The sequence below is a fragment of the Priestia sp. TSO9 genome (genome assembly GCF_021029645.1).
GTDB lineage: Bacteria > Bacillota > Bacilli > Bacillales > Bacillaceae_H > Priestia > Priestia megaterium_E.
In genome coordinates, this window is sequence record NZ_JAJEKD010000016.1 from 132461 (window position 1) to 149679 (window position 17219).

The 17219-nt window shown below is 40.1% G+C and carries 18 protein-coding genes; all 18 read right to left on the reverse strand.

Translation table 11 applies throughout. The features are described 5' to 3' along the window. Positions 1–117: 117 nt before the first annotated feature. The gene (hisIE, locus tag LJC66_RS25610; RefSeq protein WP_013059715.1) at positions 118–741 is read right to left on the reverse strand and encodes a bifunctional phosphoribosyl-AMP cyclohydrolase/phosphoribosyl-ATP diphosphatase HisIE; all 624 of its coding nucleotides are present in this window, start codon (positions 739–741) and stop codon (positions 118–120) included. Continuing rightward, positions 738–1496 (reverse strand): imidazole glycerol phosphate synthase subunit HisF, encoded by a 759-nt coding sequence (gene hisF, locus LJC66_RS25615; protein WP_025752585.1) that lies wholly within the window; start codon positions 1494–1496, stop codon positions 738–740. The genes hisIE and hisF overlap by 4 nt, the downstream gene beginning before the upstream one ends. Beyond that, a complete protein-coding gene (gene hisA / locus LJC66_RS25620; protein WP_050688920.1) occupies positions 1496–2230 on the reverse strand; it encodes a 1-(5-phosphoribosyl)-5-[(5-phosphoribosylamino)methylideneamino]imidazole-4-carboxamide isomerase in 735 nt (244 codons plus the stop codon). Before hisA ends, hisF begins: the two co-directional genes overlap by 1 nt. After that, a complete protein-coding gene (gene hisH / locus LJC66_RS25625; RefSeq protein ID WP_028409649.1) occupies positions 2217–2864 on the reverse strand; it encodes an imidazole glycerol phosphate synthase subunit HisH in 648 nt (215 codons plus the stop codon). The genes hisA and hisH overlap by 14 nt, the downstream gene beginning before the upstream one ends. Beyond that, positions 2865–3449, reverse strand: coding sequence for an imidazoleglycerol-phosphate dehydratase HisB (gene hisB, locus LJC66_RS25630; RefSeq protein WP_025752581.1), 585 nt, complete (start codon positions 3447–3449; stop codon positions 2865–2867). 75 nt (positions 3450–3524) lie between these two features. Then, entirely contained in the window at positions 3525–4793 is a 1269-nt protein-coding gene (gene hisD / locus LJC66_RS25635) for a histidinol dehydrogenase (RefSeq protein ID WP_230933782.1), read from the reverse strand. A gap of 15 nt (positions 4794–4808) precedes the next feature. Beyond that, positions 4809–5441, reverse strand: coding sequence for an ATP phosphoribosyltransferase (gene hisG, locus LJC66_RS25640; RefSeq protein ID WP_013059721.1), 633 nt, complete (start codon positions 5439–5441; stop codon positions 4809–4811). Then, a complete protein-coding gene (locus tag LJC66_RS25645) occupies positions 5441–6622 on the reverse strand; it encodes an ATP phosphoribosyltransferase regulatory subunit (RefSeq protein WP_230933783.1) in 1182 nt (393 codons plus the stop codon). Before LJC66_RS25645 ends, hisG begins: the two co-directional genes overlap by 1 nt. A 183-nt stretch (positions 6623–6805) precedes the next feature. Next, on the reverse strand, positions 6806–7333 hold the full coding sequence (locus LJC66_RS25650; RefSeq protein WP_144633527.1) for an acyltransferase: 528 nt from the start codon (positions 7331–7333) through the stop codon (positions 6806–6808). After that, positions 7330–7977, reverse strand: coding sequence for a pyrophosphatase PpaX (ppaX, locus tag LJC66_RS25655; RefSeq protein ID WP_195695717.1), 648 nt, complete (start codon positions 7975–7977; stop codon positions 7330–7332). Before ppaX ends, LJC66_RS25650 begins: the two co-directional genes overlap by 4 nt. Positions 7978–8037: 60 nt before the next feature. Continuing rightward, positions 8038–8871, reverse strand: a complete 834-nt coding sequence (lgt, locus tag LJC66_RS25660; RefSeq protein ID WP_028409654.1) for a prolipoprotein diacylglyceryl transferase — start codon at positions 8869–8871, stop codon at positions 8038–8040. 16 nt (positions 8872–8887) lie between these two features. Further along, positions 8888–9823: an HPr(Ser) kinase/phosphatase gene (gene hprK / locus LJC66_RS25665; protein WP_013059726.1), complete on the reverse strand. Its 936-nt coding sequence runs from the start codon at positions 9821–9823 to the stop codon at positions 8888–8890. A gap of 191 nt (positions 9824–10014) precedes the next feature. Continuing rightward, on the reverse strand, positions 10015–10380 hold the full coding sequence (locus tag LJC66_RS25670) for a phage holin family protein (protein ID WP_013059727.1): 366 nt from the start codon (positions 10378–10380) through the stop codon (positions 10015–10017). 2 nt (positions 10381–10382) lie between these two features. Further along, the gene (locus LJC66_RS25675) at positions 10383–10577 is read right to left on the reverse strand and encodes a PspC domain-containing protein (RefSeq protein WP_013059728.1); all 195 of its coding nucleotides are present in this window, start codon (positions 10575–10577) and stop codon (positions 10383–10385) included. A gap of 41 nt (positions 10578–10618) precedes the next feature. Then, positions 10619–11710, reverse strand: coding sequence for a DUF4097 family beta strand repeat-containing protein (locus LJC66_RS25680; RefSeq protein WP_230933784.1), 1092 nt, complete (start codon positions 11708–11710; stop codon positions 10619–10621). A gap of 38 nt (positions 11711–11748) precedes the next feature. After that, positions 11749–12060 carry a hypothetical protein gene (locus LJC66_RS25685; protein ID WP_013059730.1) on the reverse strand — a complete coding sequence of 104 codons (312 nt, stop codon included), beginning with the start codon at positions 12058–12060 and terminating at the stop codon, positions 11749–11751. A gap of 87 nt (positions 12061–12147) precedes the next feature. Beyond that, a complete protein-coding gene (uvrA, locus tag LJC66_RS25690) occupies positions 12148–15024 on the reverse strand; it encodes an excinuclease ABC subunit UvrA (protein ID WP_230933785.1) in 2877 nt (958 codons plus the stop codon). A gap of 6 nt (positions 15025–15030) precedes the next feature. Beyond that, complete coding sequence (uvrB, locus tag LJC66_RS25695) at positions 15031–17010, reverse strand: excinuclease ABC subunit UvrB (protein WP_050688914.1); 1980 nt, start codon at positions 17008–17010, stop codon at positions 15031–15033. Between the last annotated feature and the right edge of the window lie 209 nt (positions 17011–17219).

A 17219-nucleotide genomic window follows, 5' to 3' on the forward strand; every position in this document is an offset into this window, starting at 1 on the left:
ATACCTCTATTCAAAAAAGGAGCCTGCAAGCAGTCGTTTCTTGACGCAAATAAGAGAAGGTTTTGCCTCTTTTATCTAAAATGAGACAACTCCTTCTCTCTTTTCACTATGTAGCTATTAGCTAGAGTGACGCTCTTTTAATACTGATAGGACATCGTCTAAAGGCAACTTTTGCTCACGAAGTAAAACAAGTACGTGGTACAATAAATCTGCAACTTCCCACTTCAGCTCATCATGGTCACGATTTTTTGCTGCAATAATGACTTCACCAGCTTCTTCTCCTACTTTTTTGAGGATTTTATCTACGCCTTTATCAAACAAGTACGTCGTATAAGCTCCTTCTGGCATTTCAGCTTCACGCTTAGCGATTACTTCTTCTAGCTCATTAATAATAGCAAACCGATTATCATTTTGTTTATTTTCACCAAGAATTGTTTCATTAAAACAGCTGTAAGCCCCCGTATGACAAGCAGGACCTTGAGGCTCCACCTTTACAACCAGCGAATCAGCATCACAGTCATATGCCATGCTTACAATCTTTTGTGTGTTTCCCGAGGTTGCGCCCTTGTGCCACAACTCTTGTCGAGAACGGCTGTAAAACCACGTTTCACGTGTATCAATTGATTTTTGAAGTGATTCTTCGTTCATATAAGCCAATGTTAAAACTTCTTTGCTCACAGCATCTTGTACAATAGCCGGTACAAGTCCATCACTGTTGAATTTAATGTTTTCAATCGTCATCGAATGCTCACTCCTTGTTGTTTTGCATAGCTTTTAATTTCTTTTACAGATGTTTCTTTATAGTGAAAGATCGAAGCCGCCAAAGCCGCGTCAGCTTCTCCTTTTTCAAACGCATCGACAAAATCTTGACCATTTCCTGCGCCGCCAGAAGCAATAACAGGAACGCTCACTGCTTGGCTCACTGCTTTGGTTAATGCTAAATCAAACCCTGACTTTTCGCCGTCTTTATCCATACTCGTTAACAAGATCTCACCCGCACCGCGCTTCACTGCTTCTCTTGCCCAGTCGATTACTTCCCAGTCCGTTGCGTTGCGGCCTCCGTGTGTATAGACTCGCCATGATTGTAAACTTTCATCGTACTTAGCATCGATGGCTACCACAATACACTGAGCTCCAAAAAAGTCGGACCCTTCTGTAATGAGTGCTGGATTGAGTACGGCCGCTGTATTTAATGACACTTTGTCTGCACCAGCACGAAGCATTCTCTTCATATCTTCTAATGCATTAATTCCTCCGCCCACCGTAAAAGGAATCGCTAGCTGAGATGCTACTTCTTCTACAACATGTACCATTGTTTTGCGTCCTTCATGAGAAGCAGAAATATCCAAAAAGACTAATTCGTCTGCGCCTTCTTCATCGTAAAACTTCGCCAACTCTACAGGATCTCCTGCATCTCGAAGTTCCACAAACTGAACTCCTTTTACCACACGACCGTCCTTTACATCTAAACAAGGAATGATTCGTTTTGTAATCATTACGCTTTCACCTCTTGAAGTGCTTCAGCTACTGTAAACTTATTTGTATAAAGTGCTTTCCCTACAATCGCACCAATAACGCCGTCAGCTTCATACTTCTTTAGTGCATCTAGATCAGCAAGTTTACTAACTCCCCCTGATGCAATCACACCTTTTCCAGTAGCCTTGGCCATTTCAACAATCCCTTCCACATTAGGACCAGACAGCATGCCATCCGTAGAAATATCCGTGAAAATAAATGTTTCCGCACCAGCATTAGCCAATTCTTTTCCTAGTTCTGTCGCTTTGATTGTAGATGTTTCCACCCAGCCTTCCGTCGCAACGTAGCCATCACGTGCATCAATACCAATAGCAATACGCGCACCATATTCCTTCAGCATTTTTTTCACAAATTCAGGATTAGAAATAGCTGCACTTCCTAAAATAACGCGGTCAATTCCGTTTTCTAAATAGTAAGCAACGTCAGCTTCTGAGCGAATGCCTCCTCCAATTTGCACACTTACATCTAATTTCTTTTTCACGCCTAGCACAAATTCATCATTCACGCGCTTGGCCGCTTTTGCACCGTCTAAATCAACCATGTGAATCCACTGAGCGCCTTCACTTGCGAATTGTGTGGCCATATCTACCGGAGAATCTCCGTACACCGTTTCTTTTGAGTAATCTCCTTGAAGCAAACGGACGCACTTTCCTCCGCGCATATCAATGGCTGGATATATTTCAAATTTGCTCATATGATGGGCTCCTTTTCTCTACGAAGTTTGCATAATTTTGCAGCATTTGCATTCCGATTGCACTGCTTTTTTCAGGGTGGAATTGAGTGCCAAATACGTGTTCTTTTCCAACAACTGCTGGAACTTCAACATCATAAGGACTTGTTGCTAAAAGCACGTCTTGGTCATTTGTTTTTACGTAATAAGAGTGAACAAAGTACACGTGACCTTCACTGATTCCATCAAGCAGAGCAGACGGCTGATGAAAATTTAAAGAGTTCCAGCCCATGTGCGGAACTTTATATGTCTGTCCTTCGGCAGTAATGCCGGGAATACGCTCGACTCTCCCTTTTAACAGTTCCAGCCCTTTTGTTACGCCGTTTTCATCGCTTTCTTCAAATAAAAGCTGCATACCTAAACAAATTCCAAGCAAAGGCATTCCTTTTGCTACTTCTTCTTTAATAAAGTCCGTCAACTTTGTTTGATTCAGCTGTTCCATCGCATCTTTGAATGCTCCAACTCCAGGAAGAATCAGCCCTTTTGCCTTTCTTAGTTCTGCAGGATCTGCCGAGATAATATAATCATAGTTTAATCGTTCAAGAGCTTTACTTACGCTGTATAAGTTGCCCATCCCATAGTCGATAATTCCAATCATTTACAACATCCCTTTCGTCGAAGGCACACCTTTGACACGCGGATCAATCGTTGTCGCTTCGTCCAAAGCACGTGCTAAAGCCTTAAACACCGCTTCAATAATGTGGTGTGTATTTTTGCCGTAGTGTACAATTACATGTACATTCATGCGAGATTCTAATGCAAATTTCCATAAAAATTCATACACAAGCTCTGTATCAAATGTACCGACGCGCGACGCGGGAATGTCACCTTTAAATTCAAAATGAGGACGATTGCTTAAATCTACTACCACTTGAGCCAATGCGTCATCCATTGGTACAAAAGCATTTCCATAGCGTTTAATTCCTTTTTTATCACCGAGCGCTTCTTTGAACGTTTGACCAAGGCAAATACCGATATCTTCCGTTGTATGGTGATCATCAATCTCCGTGTCCCCATCTGCTTTTACATCAAGGTTAAACTGTCCGTGTTTTGTAAATAAATCAAGCATATGATTTAAAAAAGGAACGCCTGTATCAATGCTCGCTTTTCCTTCTCCATCGATTCCAATCGCTAATGCAATATCCGTTTCGTTTGTTGTACGTTTAATACTTGACTCTCTCATTGTGAAACTCCTTTCAACTATGCATGTAATAGATAAAGAAAAGAACATTTCGACTCTTTTCTTTTAATCTCCACCTTATTTTTTAAAGCGTTCTTCAACCGCCCTTGCATGAGCTTCTAGCCCTTCTAAACGAGCAAACACTGCGATTTTCGAGACATTTTTCTGCAGGGCTTGTTGGCTGTATGAAATGATACTAGACTTCTTCACAAATGAATCAACTGATAAAGGACTTGAGAATTTCGCTGTCCCATTGGTTGGAAGAACATGGTTTGGTCCCGCAAAATAATCGCCAACAGGTTCTGAGCTGTATCTTCCTAGAAAAATAGCACCGGCATGACGAATGGAACCTAAAAGTTCAAGCGGACTTTCAGTCATAATTTCTAAATGCTCAGGAGCTAATTGATTAACAGCTTCAATCGCTTCTTCTAATGACCCGGTCACATAAATAGCACCATGGTTATCAATAGAAGGTTTTGCAATTTCTTTACGAGGTAAAGATTCCACTTGTCTTTCCACTTCTTCTTTAACAGATTCGGCTAATTTCATAGAAGGCGTTACTAAAATGCTTGAAGCTAATTTGTCATGTTCTGCTTGAGATAATAAATCAGCTGCCACTTCGTTCGGCTTAGCCGTTTCGTCTGCTAGTACGACAATTTCACTAGGTCCAGCAATTGAGTCAATGTCTACTAATCCATATACTTCTCTTTTCGCTAATGCAACAAAGATATTACCAGGGCCTACAATTTTATCGACGGGTTTAATTGTTTCTGTTCCATAGGCAAGTGCTCCTACCGCTTGAGCTCCCCCTACTTTATAAATCTCTTCGACCCCAAGCTCATTCGCTGCTACCACTACTCCAGCAGGCAGCGCGCCGTCTTTTCCTGGAGGTGAAACCATCACAATACGTTTTACCCCTGCCACTTGAGCAGGAATAACATTCATTAAAACGGAAGAAGGATACGCCGCAAGGCCTCCCGGTACATAAACACCTACTGCATCTAAAGGCGTTACTTTCTGCCCTAAAATAGTGCCGTCTTCTTTTGTTGTCATCCAAGACTGCTCAACCATTCTTTCGTGGTAATCACGAATGTTGTCAGCCGCTTCACGAATGATTGACAGCATGTCTGCATCAACCAGCTCATAAGCACGCTTCTTTTCTTGTTCCGTCACAAGTAAAGAAGAAAGCTCAACGCCGTCAAATTGGGCTGTATACCTTTTTAAAGCTTCGTCTTTTTGCTCTTGCACCTGCTTTAAAATATTTACGACAATTTCTCTTTGAGCACTCGTCCCTTGATCAATCGTACGTTTTAAGCTCACTTGTTCTGTTACACGTGTAATTTTCAATGTATGTCACCTCTTTTATACAGGTTGAACCACTTGAGCTAAACGATTCACTAAATCATCAATTCGTTCGTCTTTTAAACGATAGCTCACAGGGTTCACAATCAAACGCGATGTAATATCTTCAATGTGCTCCAATTCAACAAGTCCGTTCTCTTTTAGTGTTTGTCCCGTTGATACAATATCAACGATCCGATCAGCCAGGCCGATTAAAGGCGCTAATTCAATGGAACCATTCAATTTAATAATTTCGACTTGCTCTCCTTGCTCCCTGAAATAAGTAGATGCTACATTTGGATATTTGGTTGCCACTTTTTGAGCAATTTCTGATTTTTTAGCATTAGGCAAACCGGCAACGGCCAGATGACATTTACTAATATTTAAATCCAACAGCTCATAGACATCTCTTTCTTCTTCTAACATTACGTCTTTACCTGCAATACCAAGATCCGCTACCCCGTATTCTACATAAGTAGTAACGTCCATTGGTTTTGCTAAAATAAAGCGCATGTTCTCTTCAGGAATGTCTACAATCAGCTTGCGCGAATCGTCAAATTCTGGTGGCAATTGAAAGTCTGCTTGACGCAAAAGTTCAGCCGCTTCTTCAAAAATACGTCCTTTTGGCATTGCAATTGTTAATAGTTCACTCATTATTGTCCCCCCTTGCCTCGTTTTCCAATTAGAAACGTCACTTCTTCAAACTGTGCCGTAAATACATCAACATCATCAACGCCTGCAATTTCCTGAGTCACTACCCGGTATCCTTGCTTGCGCTGTTCAGCGGCTAAAGCTAATGCCTCATCTAAACGCTCCTGGCTATATAATATGCCGTATACTGCTGAAGGCTCATATACTTCTTCGCCCAGCGCTTCAATTAAGCGGTCGAGCTGAATTCCAAATCCTGTAGCTGGTGTTTTAGACGCAAATTTTTCAAGAAGCTGGTCATAACGTCCTCCATTACCGATATGGAAACCAACGTTTTCAGCAAAGACTTCAAATAAAATACCTGTGTAATAGCTCATATGACTGACTAAGTTAAAATCAATTTTAATTTCATCCGTCACACCGTACGCATCAAGCATATTCCATAGCTTTGTCAAATCACCGGCTGCTTTTTTACCAGCTTCGTTTTCAACTAGTTCAACCGCTTCTTCAATCTTCTTTTCATCTCCGCGCAGGTTAAGCAGCTGAAGGAGACGCTGTTTATCAATAGAAGATAGATTCAAATCTTTTACATGATTACGATAACCCACGTAATTTTTCTCATATAAAAAGCGGCGAAGCACGTTAGCACGTTCTTCATTTCCGACAATTTCTAAAAAAAGCGAATTAACAAACCCGATGTGGCCAATTGCCACTTTAAATGATTTAAGTCCCGCTCTTTTTAATGCGCCGATCATGAGAGCAATGACTTCAGCATCGCTGCTCATCGTAGCGTCTCCAATTAGCTCAACGCCTATTTGTTCAAACTCCGCCGGGCGGCCGCCCTCACGCTGCTGAGCTCGGAATACATTTGCTTCATAAGCTAAGCGCAAAGGAGAATTATTTAAAAGTTTTGAAGCGGCCACACGTGCAAATGGTGTTGTTACATCCGGTCGCAGCACAAGCGTATGCCCTTCTTTATCTAAAAGTTTAAACAATTGCTGATCTAAAATAGCTGATGCGCTTCCTACCGTCTCGTAATATTCCACCGTAGGCGTTGCCATATATTGATAGCCCCAGCTGCTGATTTCATCTGCCAGCTGATTGCGAACTTGTTTTTTTCTTTCAAAAAGAGCTGGCAGAGTATCTCTCATTCCAAGGGGTTTTTCAAACATAAATAACTTTGACATTCCGACACGTCCTTTAAGCTTGATTTTATCTATTAAGGAACCATTGATAGGTTGTTTTCACTTTATCACACTAATGTATTAGCGAAATAACAAATTAAAGTTATTGATAGTTTACACCCGATAAAGTCAGCCGTCAACCGCCAGCTGTTCAAATTTACAAAAAAAGCCACAGCTTAGTTCTTGCTAAGTTGTGGCTTTAGGTTCTGCTTCCCTGCGCTTTTCCATTTCTTCTTTTGTATAGATGACACGCATAGGGTTACCTCCAACAAAGAAACCGGGTGCTACATCTTTATGAACCACCGTTCCAGCCGCTACAACCGCTTCATTGCCGATTGTTACACCTGGAAGGATGGTGCTATTTGCTCCAATCATCACTTCATCCCCAATGATGACATCTCCAAGACGATATTCCGTTATCAGATATTCATGAGCAAGAATAGTTGTATTGTATCCAATGACCGTATTGCGTCCTACTTGTATTTTTTCAGGAAACATAATATCGAGCATCACCATAAGGGCAAAGGATGTATGAGGCCCTACTTTCATCCCTAAGCACGTTTTATACAGCCAGTTTTTCATCGAAAGAAAAGGCGTATAGCGAGCGCATTGAATGATTAGGAAGTTGCGCACTACTTTCCAAAAAGGCACGGTCTTATAGACATGCCAAAGGGAATTAGCTCCTTTAACCGGATAGCGCGTCGTTTTTCTCACTGACGTTCTCCTTTTAATATATCAATTAAATCCGTCATATTTTCTAAAATAATATCAGGATTATAAGAAGCGATATGATCTCTTCCTTTTGCACTCCAAGCAACTCCAGCTGTTTTCGTATAAGCTCTTTGACCGGAAACGATGTCGTGATGGTTATCTCCCACCATCAGTGCTTCTTCAGGTTTAGCATCAAGCATCTTCAGTGCTTTTTCTACTGGCTCAGGATGCGGCTTTGCATTTGTTACGTCTTCAATTGCGACAATCGTATCAAAGAACTGGTCTAACTTTGTTAACTTAAGCCCCATCATGACCGTATTTCTTTGCTTTGTTGTGACAATACCTAATTTATAATTCTGCTCGTGCAGCCATTTAACTGTTTCAATTACGCCTTCAAATTCTTGAACAAGCAAATCATGATTAGCTAGATTATGCGTGCGATACATCTCAATCATTTCGTTTACTTTCGTTTTATCCATTTCTACAAACGTGTCGTATAAAGGAGGTCCCATAAACTGTAAAATATCTTCACGAGTATATTGTTCAGGATAATAGTGATTAAGCGTATGAGTAAACGAAGCAATAATTAATTCATTGGTATCAATTAACGTACCGTCTAAATCAAACAAAACCGTATTAATCGTCATTATTCATTTCCTTCCCTTGTGTCAAATCAAGTTTGTGTAAATCTTGTAGCTTTTCTTCATTTACGCCTTAGATTGTGCTTCTTCATTCTCTAAGTATTTCTGTTTACTCATTCCCGTCACGCGGCGCACAATAATTAAAATAATGGCTATTACAATCAGTACAAGTGAAACAACTTGAGCGATTCTGAGTGTATGCGTCAGCATTAAACTATCCGTGCGAAGCCCTTCTACAAAGAAGCGTCCAACTGAGTACCAGATTAAATAAGATAAGAAAATTTCTCCTTTTCGCAGACTGGTGCGGCGAAGTACCATCAACAGGATAAATCCGGCAAAATCCCATAATGATTCGTATAAAAACGTAGGATGATAATATGTACCGTTAATATACATTTGGTTAATAATAAAATTTGGAAGGTGCAATCCTTCTAAAAAAGCACGGGTAACCGGTCCCCCGTGTGCCTCTTGATTCATAAAGTTGCCCCAGCGCCCAATGGCTTGGCCAAGGATTAAACTAGGCGCAGCAATATCAGCCAGCTTCCAAAATGAAATCTTTTTTACTTTCGAATATACAATGGCAGTTAATACGCCTCCGATTAAGCCACCATGAATGGCAATCCCACCTTGCCAAATCTGAGGTATTTCATTTAAATGCTTTGAATAGTATCCCCATTCAAAGGATACATAATAAATTCGTGCACAAATAATAGCTATTGGCACAGCAAATAAGATGAGATCAACAAATGTATCTTTTGATAAGCCTCTTCTTACGCTTTCTCTTGTCGCAATATAAAGACCTAATAGAACACCTACACCGATAATTACGCCGTACCAGTAGACCGTTAGAGGGCCAATTTCAAGGAACACGCGATCTAACGGCTGAATAGTTGCTTCCACAAGTTAACACCCTTTCTTATAAATCTTCACGATCTCCTTCTTCAATTACATCTGTTAGACGTGCGGAAAATTGTTCTGCTGCGTTAATACCCATACGCTTTAAGCGGAAGTTCATTGCTGCCACTTCAATGATAACAGCTAAGTTTCGTCCCGGACGTACTGGCAATGTAATTTTTGTAACGTCTGTATCAATAATTTTCATTTTATCTTCTTCTAAACCAAGGCGATCATAATGCTTCTGCTGATCCCATGTCTCTAACTGAATAACAAGTGAAATTCGCTTATAGCTTCGTACAGCTCCTGCGCCGAATAGCGTCATCACATTGATGATCCCTAGTCCTCGAATTTCAAGCAAATGCTCGATTAAACCAGGCGCATTTCCTACAAGCGTGTCTTGATCTTCTTGACGGATTTCTACACAGTCATCGGCTACTAGACGATGTCCCCTCTTAACAAGCTCTAAGGCTGTTTCACTTTTACCAACGCCGCTTTTCCCCATGATTAATACACCAATTCCGTATATATCCACTAATACGCCGTGCAGAGCAGTAGTAGGTGCTAGCCGGCTTTCAAGAAAATTCGTTAAATGGCTGGAAAGTCGTGTTGTTTTAAAGCTTGAACGCAGTACAGGAACTGATTCACGCTCTGAAGCTTCGATAAGTTCTTTCGGTACATCCATTTCGCGCGAAACAATGATAGCCGGCGTGATATCTGTACACATCTTTTCCATTCGAACTTTTTTTTGTTCATCATCTAATTGTTTAAAAAATGATAGTTCTGTTTTACCTAGCAGCTGGATACGTTCCGCTGGGTAATATGTAAAATAACCTGCCATTTCAATACCTGGACGTGAAATATCACTTGTTGAAATAGGGCGGTCGATTCCTTCTTCTCCGCTAATAAGCTCTAATTTAAATTTCTCAATGATGTCTTTTGTACGTACTTTAACCACCGTGCATCCTCCTTTTATGAACAGTCATATATCTGTTCATGTCTACAGTATATCCAACTCTCGCTTTTATGTCGCGTTTGGTTCTACTAGCCATTTTATTTTATCATTAATACAGAAAGAAAAGAAAAAAAAGATGGCATAGGCTGCATCGCCTTACCATCTTTTTTAGAAAATTAAATATTGCAAGAAAGTTATCTTCTATTTTGAAGCGGTTCAACAATCACTCGTTGAATAAGCGCATTTAAAAGCGACATAATTACTGAGGCTAAAAGTGCTGTACCAAACCCGTCAATATTAAAAGAATCTCCCATAACACTTTGTGTAATCATCAGCGTAATGGCATTAATGACGAATAAAAACAGCCCAAGCGTAAGAAATGTCACCGGCAGGGTAAGTAAAATTAAAATTGGCTTAACAAACACGTTCAAAATAGATAGAATCAAGCTCGCGATAATAGCTGCACTAACTGATTCCAAGTGGAAAGTGTCGATATAACCTGCAATTACGATTAATACGAGGGCATTGATTAAAATACTAATGATTCCACGCAATAACATCTTTAGAAATCTCCTTCTTCATTTGGAACTAAAAACACAAAAATCATATATAAAATGACGGGAGTACCTACCGTAAAAAATAAACTGATGATAAACAATACGCGGAGTAGTGAAGCATCTATTCCGATATACTGAGAAATACCGCCGATAACACCCGCAAGCTTGCGATTTGTTCGCGAACGATACAACTTTCGCACGTTAATCATCTCCTTTGTTTTTTCACTAAAACAAGCGTTTTCTATTTTATAACAATTGAGCCCGTTTTGGATTCAGCTAACAATTTATAGCCTTTTAGCGAAGCGACATTTGCTTTGAAACGAAGTTGTTTCATCACTGTTTCTTTTTTCTCATCTACTATTTCCATCTCAGGAAGTGTACACGTAAAATTCCCAAAGTTAGATTTCAAATCTCCATCAACGGAGAGATGAGGCGGCGTATAGAGCGTAATGCTTCCTGTAGTCGTTTTGAAAAATGCCTTTTCAATGCGCTCTCCTTTTAAATACGTATCAATATCTCCGTTAAATGTCTGAACATCAATCTTTTTTGTATCTCCATCAAATTTAACCGTTCCATTAATTGTTTCAAGCTCACATTTCGAAGCGAGTATTCGAGAAAGTTCCATATGCCCGTTTGATGTCTCCATTTCAAGAGAATGGCTGTTCACATCGTAAAAGCGGATGGTACCATTAGCTGTTTTGGCTTTCAAGTCTCGTACGCTTAGTCTTTCCCCATCGATTGAACCATTAAACATACGGAGCTTGACGCGTTCATATTCCATTTCTGGAATATAAATAATCGCTTTCACCTTCATTTGCTTTTGCTGAATTGCAAAGCGCAATTTGCCATTTTCGATGGAAAATGCCGTATGCTGCAAGAAAGTGCGGCGCGCTTCATCCGAATTCTCTACTTTGTAGATAGCAGCTTCACACTCTATTCGTACTTCTGTACTTCCCCAAGGTCGGAGTTGAACGCTTCCATTTGCTAAATCTACGTCAATCTCTTGAATATATGCTTCTGATTGTTGAAAGATGTGCTGAACGTCAATCGAAGGACCAAAGTTAAAATCTAAATCTCCTTCTTTTACTTTTTTTACCGTTTGATCTACAAATGTAAATAACTTTTCCTTTAAAGAGCTTTGAGATGACTTAGAAGCGTACGTTTTTTTCTGTTTTCCTCCTACATAAGGGGATAGCTCAGCTTTATCAGGCGTAGCATAGTAAGAGTCATTAGCTGAGTCTTTTTCCAGTGAATTTAGCAAAGTTAAAGCCTCATCTACGCTAAGTTTCCCTTCTTCTACCATCTGTAAAATTTGTTTGCGCTTTTCACTCATACCTTCCATCTCCTCTTTACGTTTTAGTCATTTAACTTTTATCTGCTTAATATTTGTATCCCTTTTACAATATTCCATACAAACACAACAACATTAACTAAAGAAACAACAACTAACGCTACAATTAAAAGAATAAATACCGTTCCACTAGAGCCAGTAAGAGCAGGAAGCAAGAAAAATAAAAACAAGATCGCTGTAGCGATAGGTAATAAATGTGACAAAAATGCAGTTTTTGCATGTTTCTTTACTTCTATGTTATGAACAACAAAATAAATAATAATAGGTAATAAAAATGGGGCAAAGAAAACGCTAAAATAATTTAAGGAAGATAGTATGCGATTTCCTTCCATAATAATCAGCTCCTTATATCATGTATTACGTTTTAATGAGTTAAAAAGTTTCATTCTTTATAAAAAAGACACCAATGCTGGTGTCTTTTAACGAGTTAATGCCTCTGCTTTTTCAACTTTTTTCTCCATACGTTTACGGTCACGTTCTAAAATTGGCTTCAAATAATGACCCGTATAGGATTCTTTTACTTTTGCCACTTCTTCTGGCGTACCCGTAGCCACAATTTGTCCGCCTTTATCTCCACCTTCAGGCCCTAAATCAAGAAGGTAATCAGCAGCTTTGATAACGTCTAAATTATGTTCGATCACTAGAACCGTATCTCCATTTTCAACTAAACGCTGGAGCACTTTTAATAATCGTGCAATATCATCGACATGAAGACCGGTAGTCGGTTCGTCTAAAATGTACAGCGTTCTTCCTGTTGAGCGGCGGTGAAGCTCTGAAGCTAACTTTACACGCTGTGCCTCTCCACCGGATAAAGTAGTAGCCGGCTGTCCAAGCGTGATATAGCCAAGTCCTACATCGTAAATGGTCTGCAGCTTCCGCTTAATCTTTGGAATGTTTTCAAAGAAGTGAAGCGCGTCTTCAACGGTCATATCCAACACATCTGAAATGTTTTGATCTTTGTATTTCACTTCTAAAGTTTCACGGTTATATCGTTTGCCGTGGCAGACTTCACAAGGGACGTATACATCTGGCAAGAAATGCATTTCAATTTTGATAATACCGTCTCCTCGACAGGCTTCACAGCGGCCGCCTTTCACGTTAAAGCTAAAACGGCCTTTTTTATATCCGCGCACTTTTGCTTCGTTTGTTTGGGCAAATACATCTCGAATGTCATCGAATACACCTGTATACGTTGCAGGGTTCGAACGAGGCGTACGGCCTATGGGAGACTGATCAATATCAATGACTTTATCTAAGTGTTCAATGCCTTTGATTTCTTTATGTTCTCCTGCTTTGCTTTTTGCTTTATGCAGCTTTTGCGCCAATGATTTATGAAGGATATCATTTACCAGCGTACTCTTACCAGATCCAGATACACCTGTAACAGCCGTGAACATACCTAACGGAAGCTTTGCTTTTACATTTTTTAAATTATTTTCTTTTGCTCCTATAATTTCAATCATCCGATCTTTATCTATTGACCGTCTTTCCGCTGGAAGAGGAATAAACTTCTCTCCTGATAGATATTGACCCGTTAAAGAGTTTTCATCCTTCATCACTTCCTGAGGCGTACCTTGAGAAACAACAGCCCCCCCGTGTACCCCGGCTCCTGGTCCGATATCAATTAAATAATCAGCTGCCATCATCGTATCTTCGTCATGTTCTACAACAATCAACGTATTTCCAATATCGCGCATATCTTGCATCGTGCGAATTAAGCGATCATTGTCACGCTGATGAAGACCGATAGAAGGTTCATCTAAAATATAAAGAACCCCCGTCAAACGAGAACCAATTTGAGTAGCTAAACGGATCCGCTGTGCTTCTCCTCCTGAGAGAGTTCCAGCAGAGCGGTTCAATGTTAAGTAATCAAGCCCCACGTTAATGAGAAAGCTTAGACGCTCACGAATTTCACGCAGTATCATATCCGCAATCTTCATGTCTTTTTCAGATAGGCTGAGACTTTCAAAAAAATCATATGCTTCTTTTACTGAGAAGCGGGTTGTATCTCCTATATGCTTTTCGTCAATAAGCACCGCTAAGCTTTCGCGTTTTAAGCGATTTCCTTTACATTTTGGGCAAGCTTGCTGAGCCATGTACTTTTCCATTTGCTCACGGATATAATCTGAACTTGTTTCATGATAACGGCGCTCTACATTCCGAAGCACGCCTTCAAATTCGATATGATTTTCTCTTACTTGGCCAAAATCATTTTCATAGCGAAAGTAAATTTTTTCTTTGCCGCTGCCATATAATACTTTATCAAATAAGTGTTCCGGGATATCTCGCACCGGCACGTCCATATCGATGCCGTAATGTGTACATACGGCTTCAAGCAGCTGCGGATAGTATTGAGAACTTGTTGGCTCCCAAGGTGCAATTGCGTGCTGGCGAAGCGTTAAGTCATAGTTAGGAATAACTAAATCTTTATCCACTTCCAATTTCGTTCCTAACCCGTCACACGTTGGACACGCCCCGTACGGACTATTAAATGAAAACATGCGGGGCTCAAGTTCTCCGATGGAGAAACCACATTTTGGACAAGCATGATGCTCACTAAAAAGCAGTTCTTCTTCACCTACCACATCAATAATTACTTTCCCTTCTCCAAGGCGAAGAGCTGATTCCAAAGAGTCCGACAAACGAGCGGCTACACCTTCTTTTACAACAACGCGATCAATCACTACTTCAATGGAATGCTTTTTGTTTTTTTCCAGTTCAATTTCTTCTGTTATTTCACGCATTTCTCCGTCTACTCGAATGCGAACGTACCCTTCCTTTTTAATATCTTCTAGCACTTTTACGTGGGTACCTTTTCGGCCAGATACCACAGGTGCCAGTACTTGAAGTTTTGTGCGTTGAGGGTACTCTAAAATTCTATCTACCATTTGCTCAATCGTTTGAGATGTAATTTCAATTCCATGATTAGGACAAATCGGCTTTCCTACACGAGCAAACAAAAGGCGCAAATAGTCATAGATTTCGGTCACAGTTCCGACGGTTGAACGAGGGTTTCGGCTCGTTGTTTTTTGATCGATTGAAATAGCAGGCGACAATCCTTCGATTGAATCTACATCGGGCTTATCCATTTGACCTAAAAACTGTCTTGCATATGCCGAAAGCGACTCGACATAACGTCTTTGTCCTTCTGCATAGATTGTATCGAAAGCCAAAGAAGATTTACCAGAACCTGATAACCCTGTTAATACCACTAATTTGTCTCGTGGGATTTCAATATCGATATTTTTCAAATTGTGGGCTCGTGCACCTTTTACCACGATTTTTTCCATCGCCATGTTTTATCACCCTTCCGCTTTTAATTCTAGAATCAAGTCACGAAGCTCAGCTGCGCGTTCAAAATTAAGCGCTTTGGCTGCCTCTTTCATTTCTTGTTCCATTTCTTCTACGAGCTTTGCTTTTTCTTTTTTGTTGAGCTTATCAAATGCCGGTGCTTCTTCATACGTTTCTGTATCTTCTGCTACTACTGTTGCACGAATTGAGCCTCGAACTTCTTTTTGAATCGTTGTCGGTGTAATACCATGCTCTTCATTGTAAGCTTCTTGAATACTTCTACGACGCTTGGTCTCATTGATAGCAATGTCCATGGAATTTGTGATGCGATCTGCATACATAATGACATGTCCATTAGAATTTCGCGCAGCACGTCCGATGGTTTGAATAAGCGATCGTTCTGAGCGCAAGAATCCTTCTTTATCCGCGTCTAATATGGTTACTAACGAAACTTCCGGAATATCTAAACCTTCACGAAGTAAGTTAATTCCTACAAGCACATCGTATTTTCCAAGCCGCAGCTCTCGGATAATTTCAATACGCTCGAGCGTCTTCACCTCAGAGTGAAGATATTGAACTTTAATGCCAATTTCTTTTAAGTAGTTCGTTAAATCCTCAGACATTTTCTTTGTTAACGTCGTAACGAGCACTCGTTCATTTCGCTTAATCCGGTCGTGAATTTCTCCAATTAAATCATCAATCTGTCCTTCAATTGGTCGAACTTCGATATTTGGATCCAATAATCCCGTTGGACGGATAATTTGTTCAATTACATCAGGTGCCTTCTCAAGTTCGTAAGGACCTGGTGTTGCAGAAACATGGACAATTTGGTTAATATGCTGTTCAAATTCATCAAATTTAAGCGGGCGGTTATCTAATGCGGACGGCAAGCGGAAACCATGATCTACTAACACTTGTTTACGCGCTTGGTCTCCATTGTACATTCCTCTAACTTGAGGAATCGTAACGTGTGATTCATCCACAACAAGAAGGAAATCTTCCGGGAAGAAGTCCAGCAGTGTATAAGGTGTAGAACCAGCGGGACGAAGCGTTAAATGACGAGAGTAGTTCTCGATTCCCGAACAAAAGCCCATTTCTCTCATCATTTCTAGATCGTAGCGCGTGCGCTGCTCCAAGCGTTGCGCTTCTAAAAGCTTTCCTGCTTCTTTTAGCTTCTCTAGCTGTTCTTCTAATTCTTTTTCAATGTTTTGAATAGCAACGCGCATTTTTTCTTCTCTCGTGACAAAGTGAGATGCCGGGAAGATAGCTACATGTTCACGATCTCCAATAATTTCTCCTGTTAGAGCGTCAACTTCTCGAATGCGGTCAATTTCATCTCCGAAAAACTCGACGCGAATACAGTGTTCATCTCGAGATACAGGAAAAATCTCCACAACATCGCCGCGAACGCGAAACGTTCCGCGCTTAAAGTCAATATCGTTTCTTTCGTACTGTACATCCACTAGCGTACGAAGCAGCTGATTGCGCTCTTTTTCCATTCCTACTCGAAGAGATACGACCATTTCTTTGTATTCTTCCGGAGACCCTAAGCCATAAATACAGGACACGCTGGCAATAATAATGACATCTTTTCGTTCAAAGAGAGAAGAAGTTGCCGAGTGACGAAGTTTATCAATTTCATCATTAATGCTTGCATCTTTTTCAATAAATGTATCTGTTTGAGGTACATAGGCTTCAGGCTGATAGTAATCGTAGTAACTGACAAAGTATTCAACTGCATTATTAGGAAAAAACTCTTTAAACTCACTGTACAATTGACCAGCAAGCGTTTTGTTATGAGCCATAATTAGTGTCGGCTTATTTATTTCCTTAATAACATTAGACATGGTGAAGGTTTTTCCCGTTCCTGTAGCACCTAATAAAACTTGATGCTGCTTACCTTCTTTAATTCCTTTCACAATCTTTTCAATTGCCTTTGGCTGATCACCTTGCGGCTGATATGGGGATACTAATTCAAACTGATCTTTCAAATGAAGGCCTCCGTTTCCATTTTCTTGTTTTATCTATTTTTTATTACGATATGTAAAAACCGAAAACACGAACTGATATTCGTATTTTATCACTTTATAATCATAAATGAAACTAATGAGTATTAATCTTATATAGTGTTTGTTTGTTTTTATTTTTTACCCTGTTACTTTATTACCCACTAAATTCTTATACTACCCTTTTCGAAGGG

Excerpts from the sequence above, each read along its gene's own strand:
- hisIE (WP_013059715.1), bottom strand. The coding sequence starts at position 741 with ATGACGATTGAAAACATTAAATTCAACAGTGATGGACTTGTACCGGCT.
- hisF (WP_025752585.1), bottom strand. The coding sequence starts at position 1,496 with ATGATTACAAAACGAATCATTCCTTGTTTAGATGTAAAGGACGGTCGT.
- hisA (WP_050688920.1), bottom strand. The coding sequence starts at position 2,230 with ATGAGCAAATTTGAAATATATCCAGCCATTGATATGCGCGGAGGAAAG.
- hisH (WP_028409649.1), bottom strand. The coding sequence starts at position 2,864 with ATGATTGGAATTATCGACTATGGGATGGGCAACTTATACAGCGTAAGT.
- hisB (WP_025752581.1), bottom strand. The coding sequence starts at position 3,449 with ATGAGAGAGTCAAGTATTAAACGTACAACAAACGAAACGGATATTGCA.
- hisG (WP_013059721.1), bottom strand. The coding sequence starts at position 5,441 with ATGAGTGAACTATTAACAATTGCAATGCCAAAAGGACGTATTTTTGAA.
- LJC66_RS25645 (WP_230933783.1), bottom strand. The coding sequence starts at position 6,622 with ATGTCAAAGTTATTTATGTTTGAAAAACCCCTTGGAATGAGAGATACT.
- ppaX (WP_195695717.1), bottom strand. The coding sequence starts at position 7,977 with ATGACGATTAATACGGTTTTGTTTGATTTAGACGGTACGTTAATTGAT.
- LJC66_RS25670 (WP_013059727.1), bottom strand. The coding sequence starts at position 10,380 with ATGTTATTGCGTGGAATCATTAGTATTTTAATCAATGCCCTCGTATTA.
- LJC66_RS25680 (WP_230933784.1), bottom strand. The coding sequence starts at position 11,710 with ATGAGTGAAAAGCGCAAACAAATTTTACAGATGGTAGAAGAAGGGAAA.
- LJC66_RS25685 (WP_013059730.1), bottom strand. The coding sequence starts at position 12,060 with ATGGAAGGAAATCGCATACTATCTTCCTTAAATTATTTTAGCGTTTTC.
- uvrA (WP_230933785.1), bottom strand. The coding sequence starts at position 15,024 with ATGGCGATGGAAAAAATCGTGGTAAAAGGTGCACGAGCCCACAATTTG.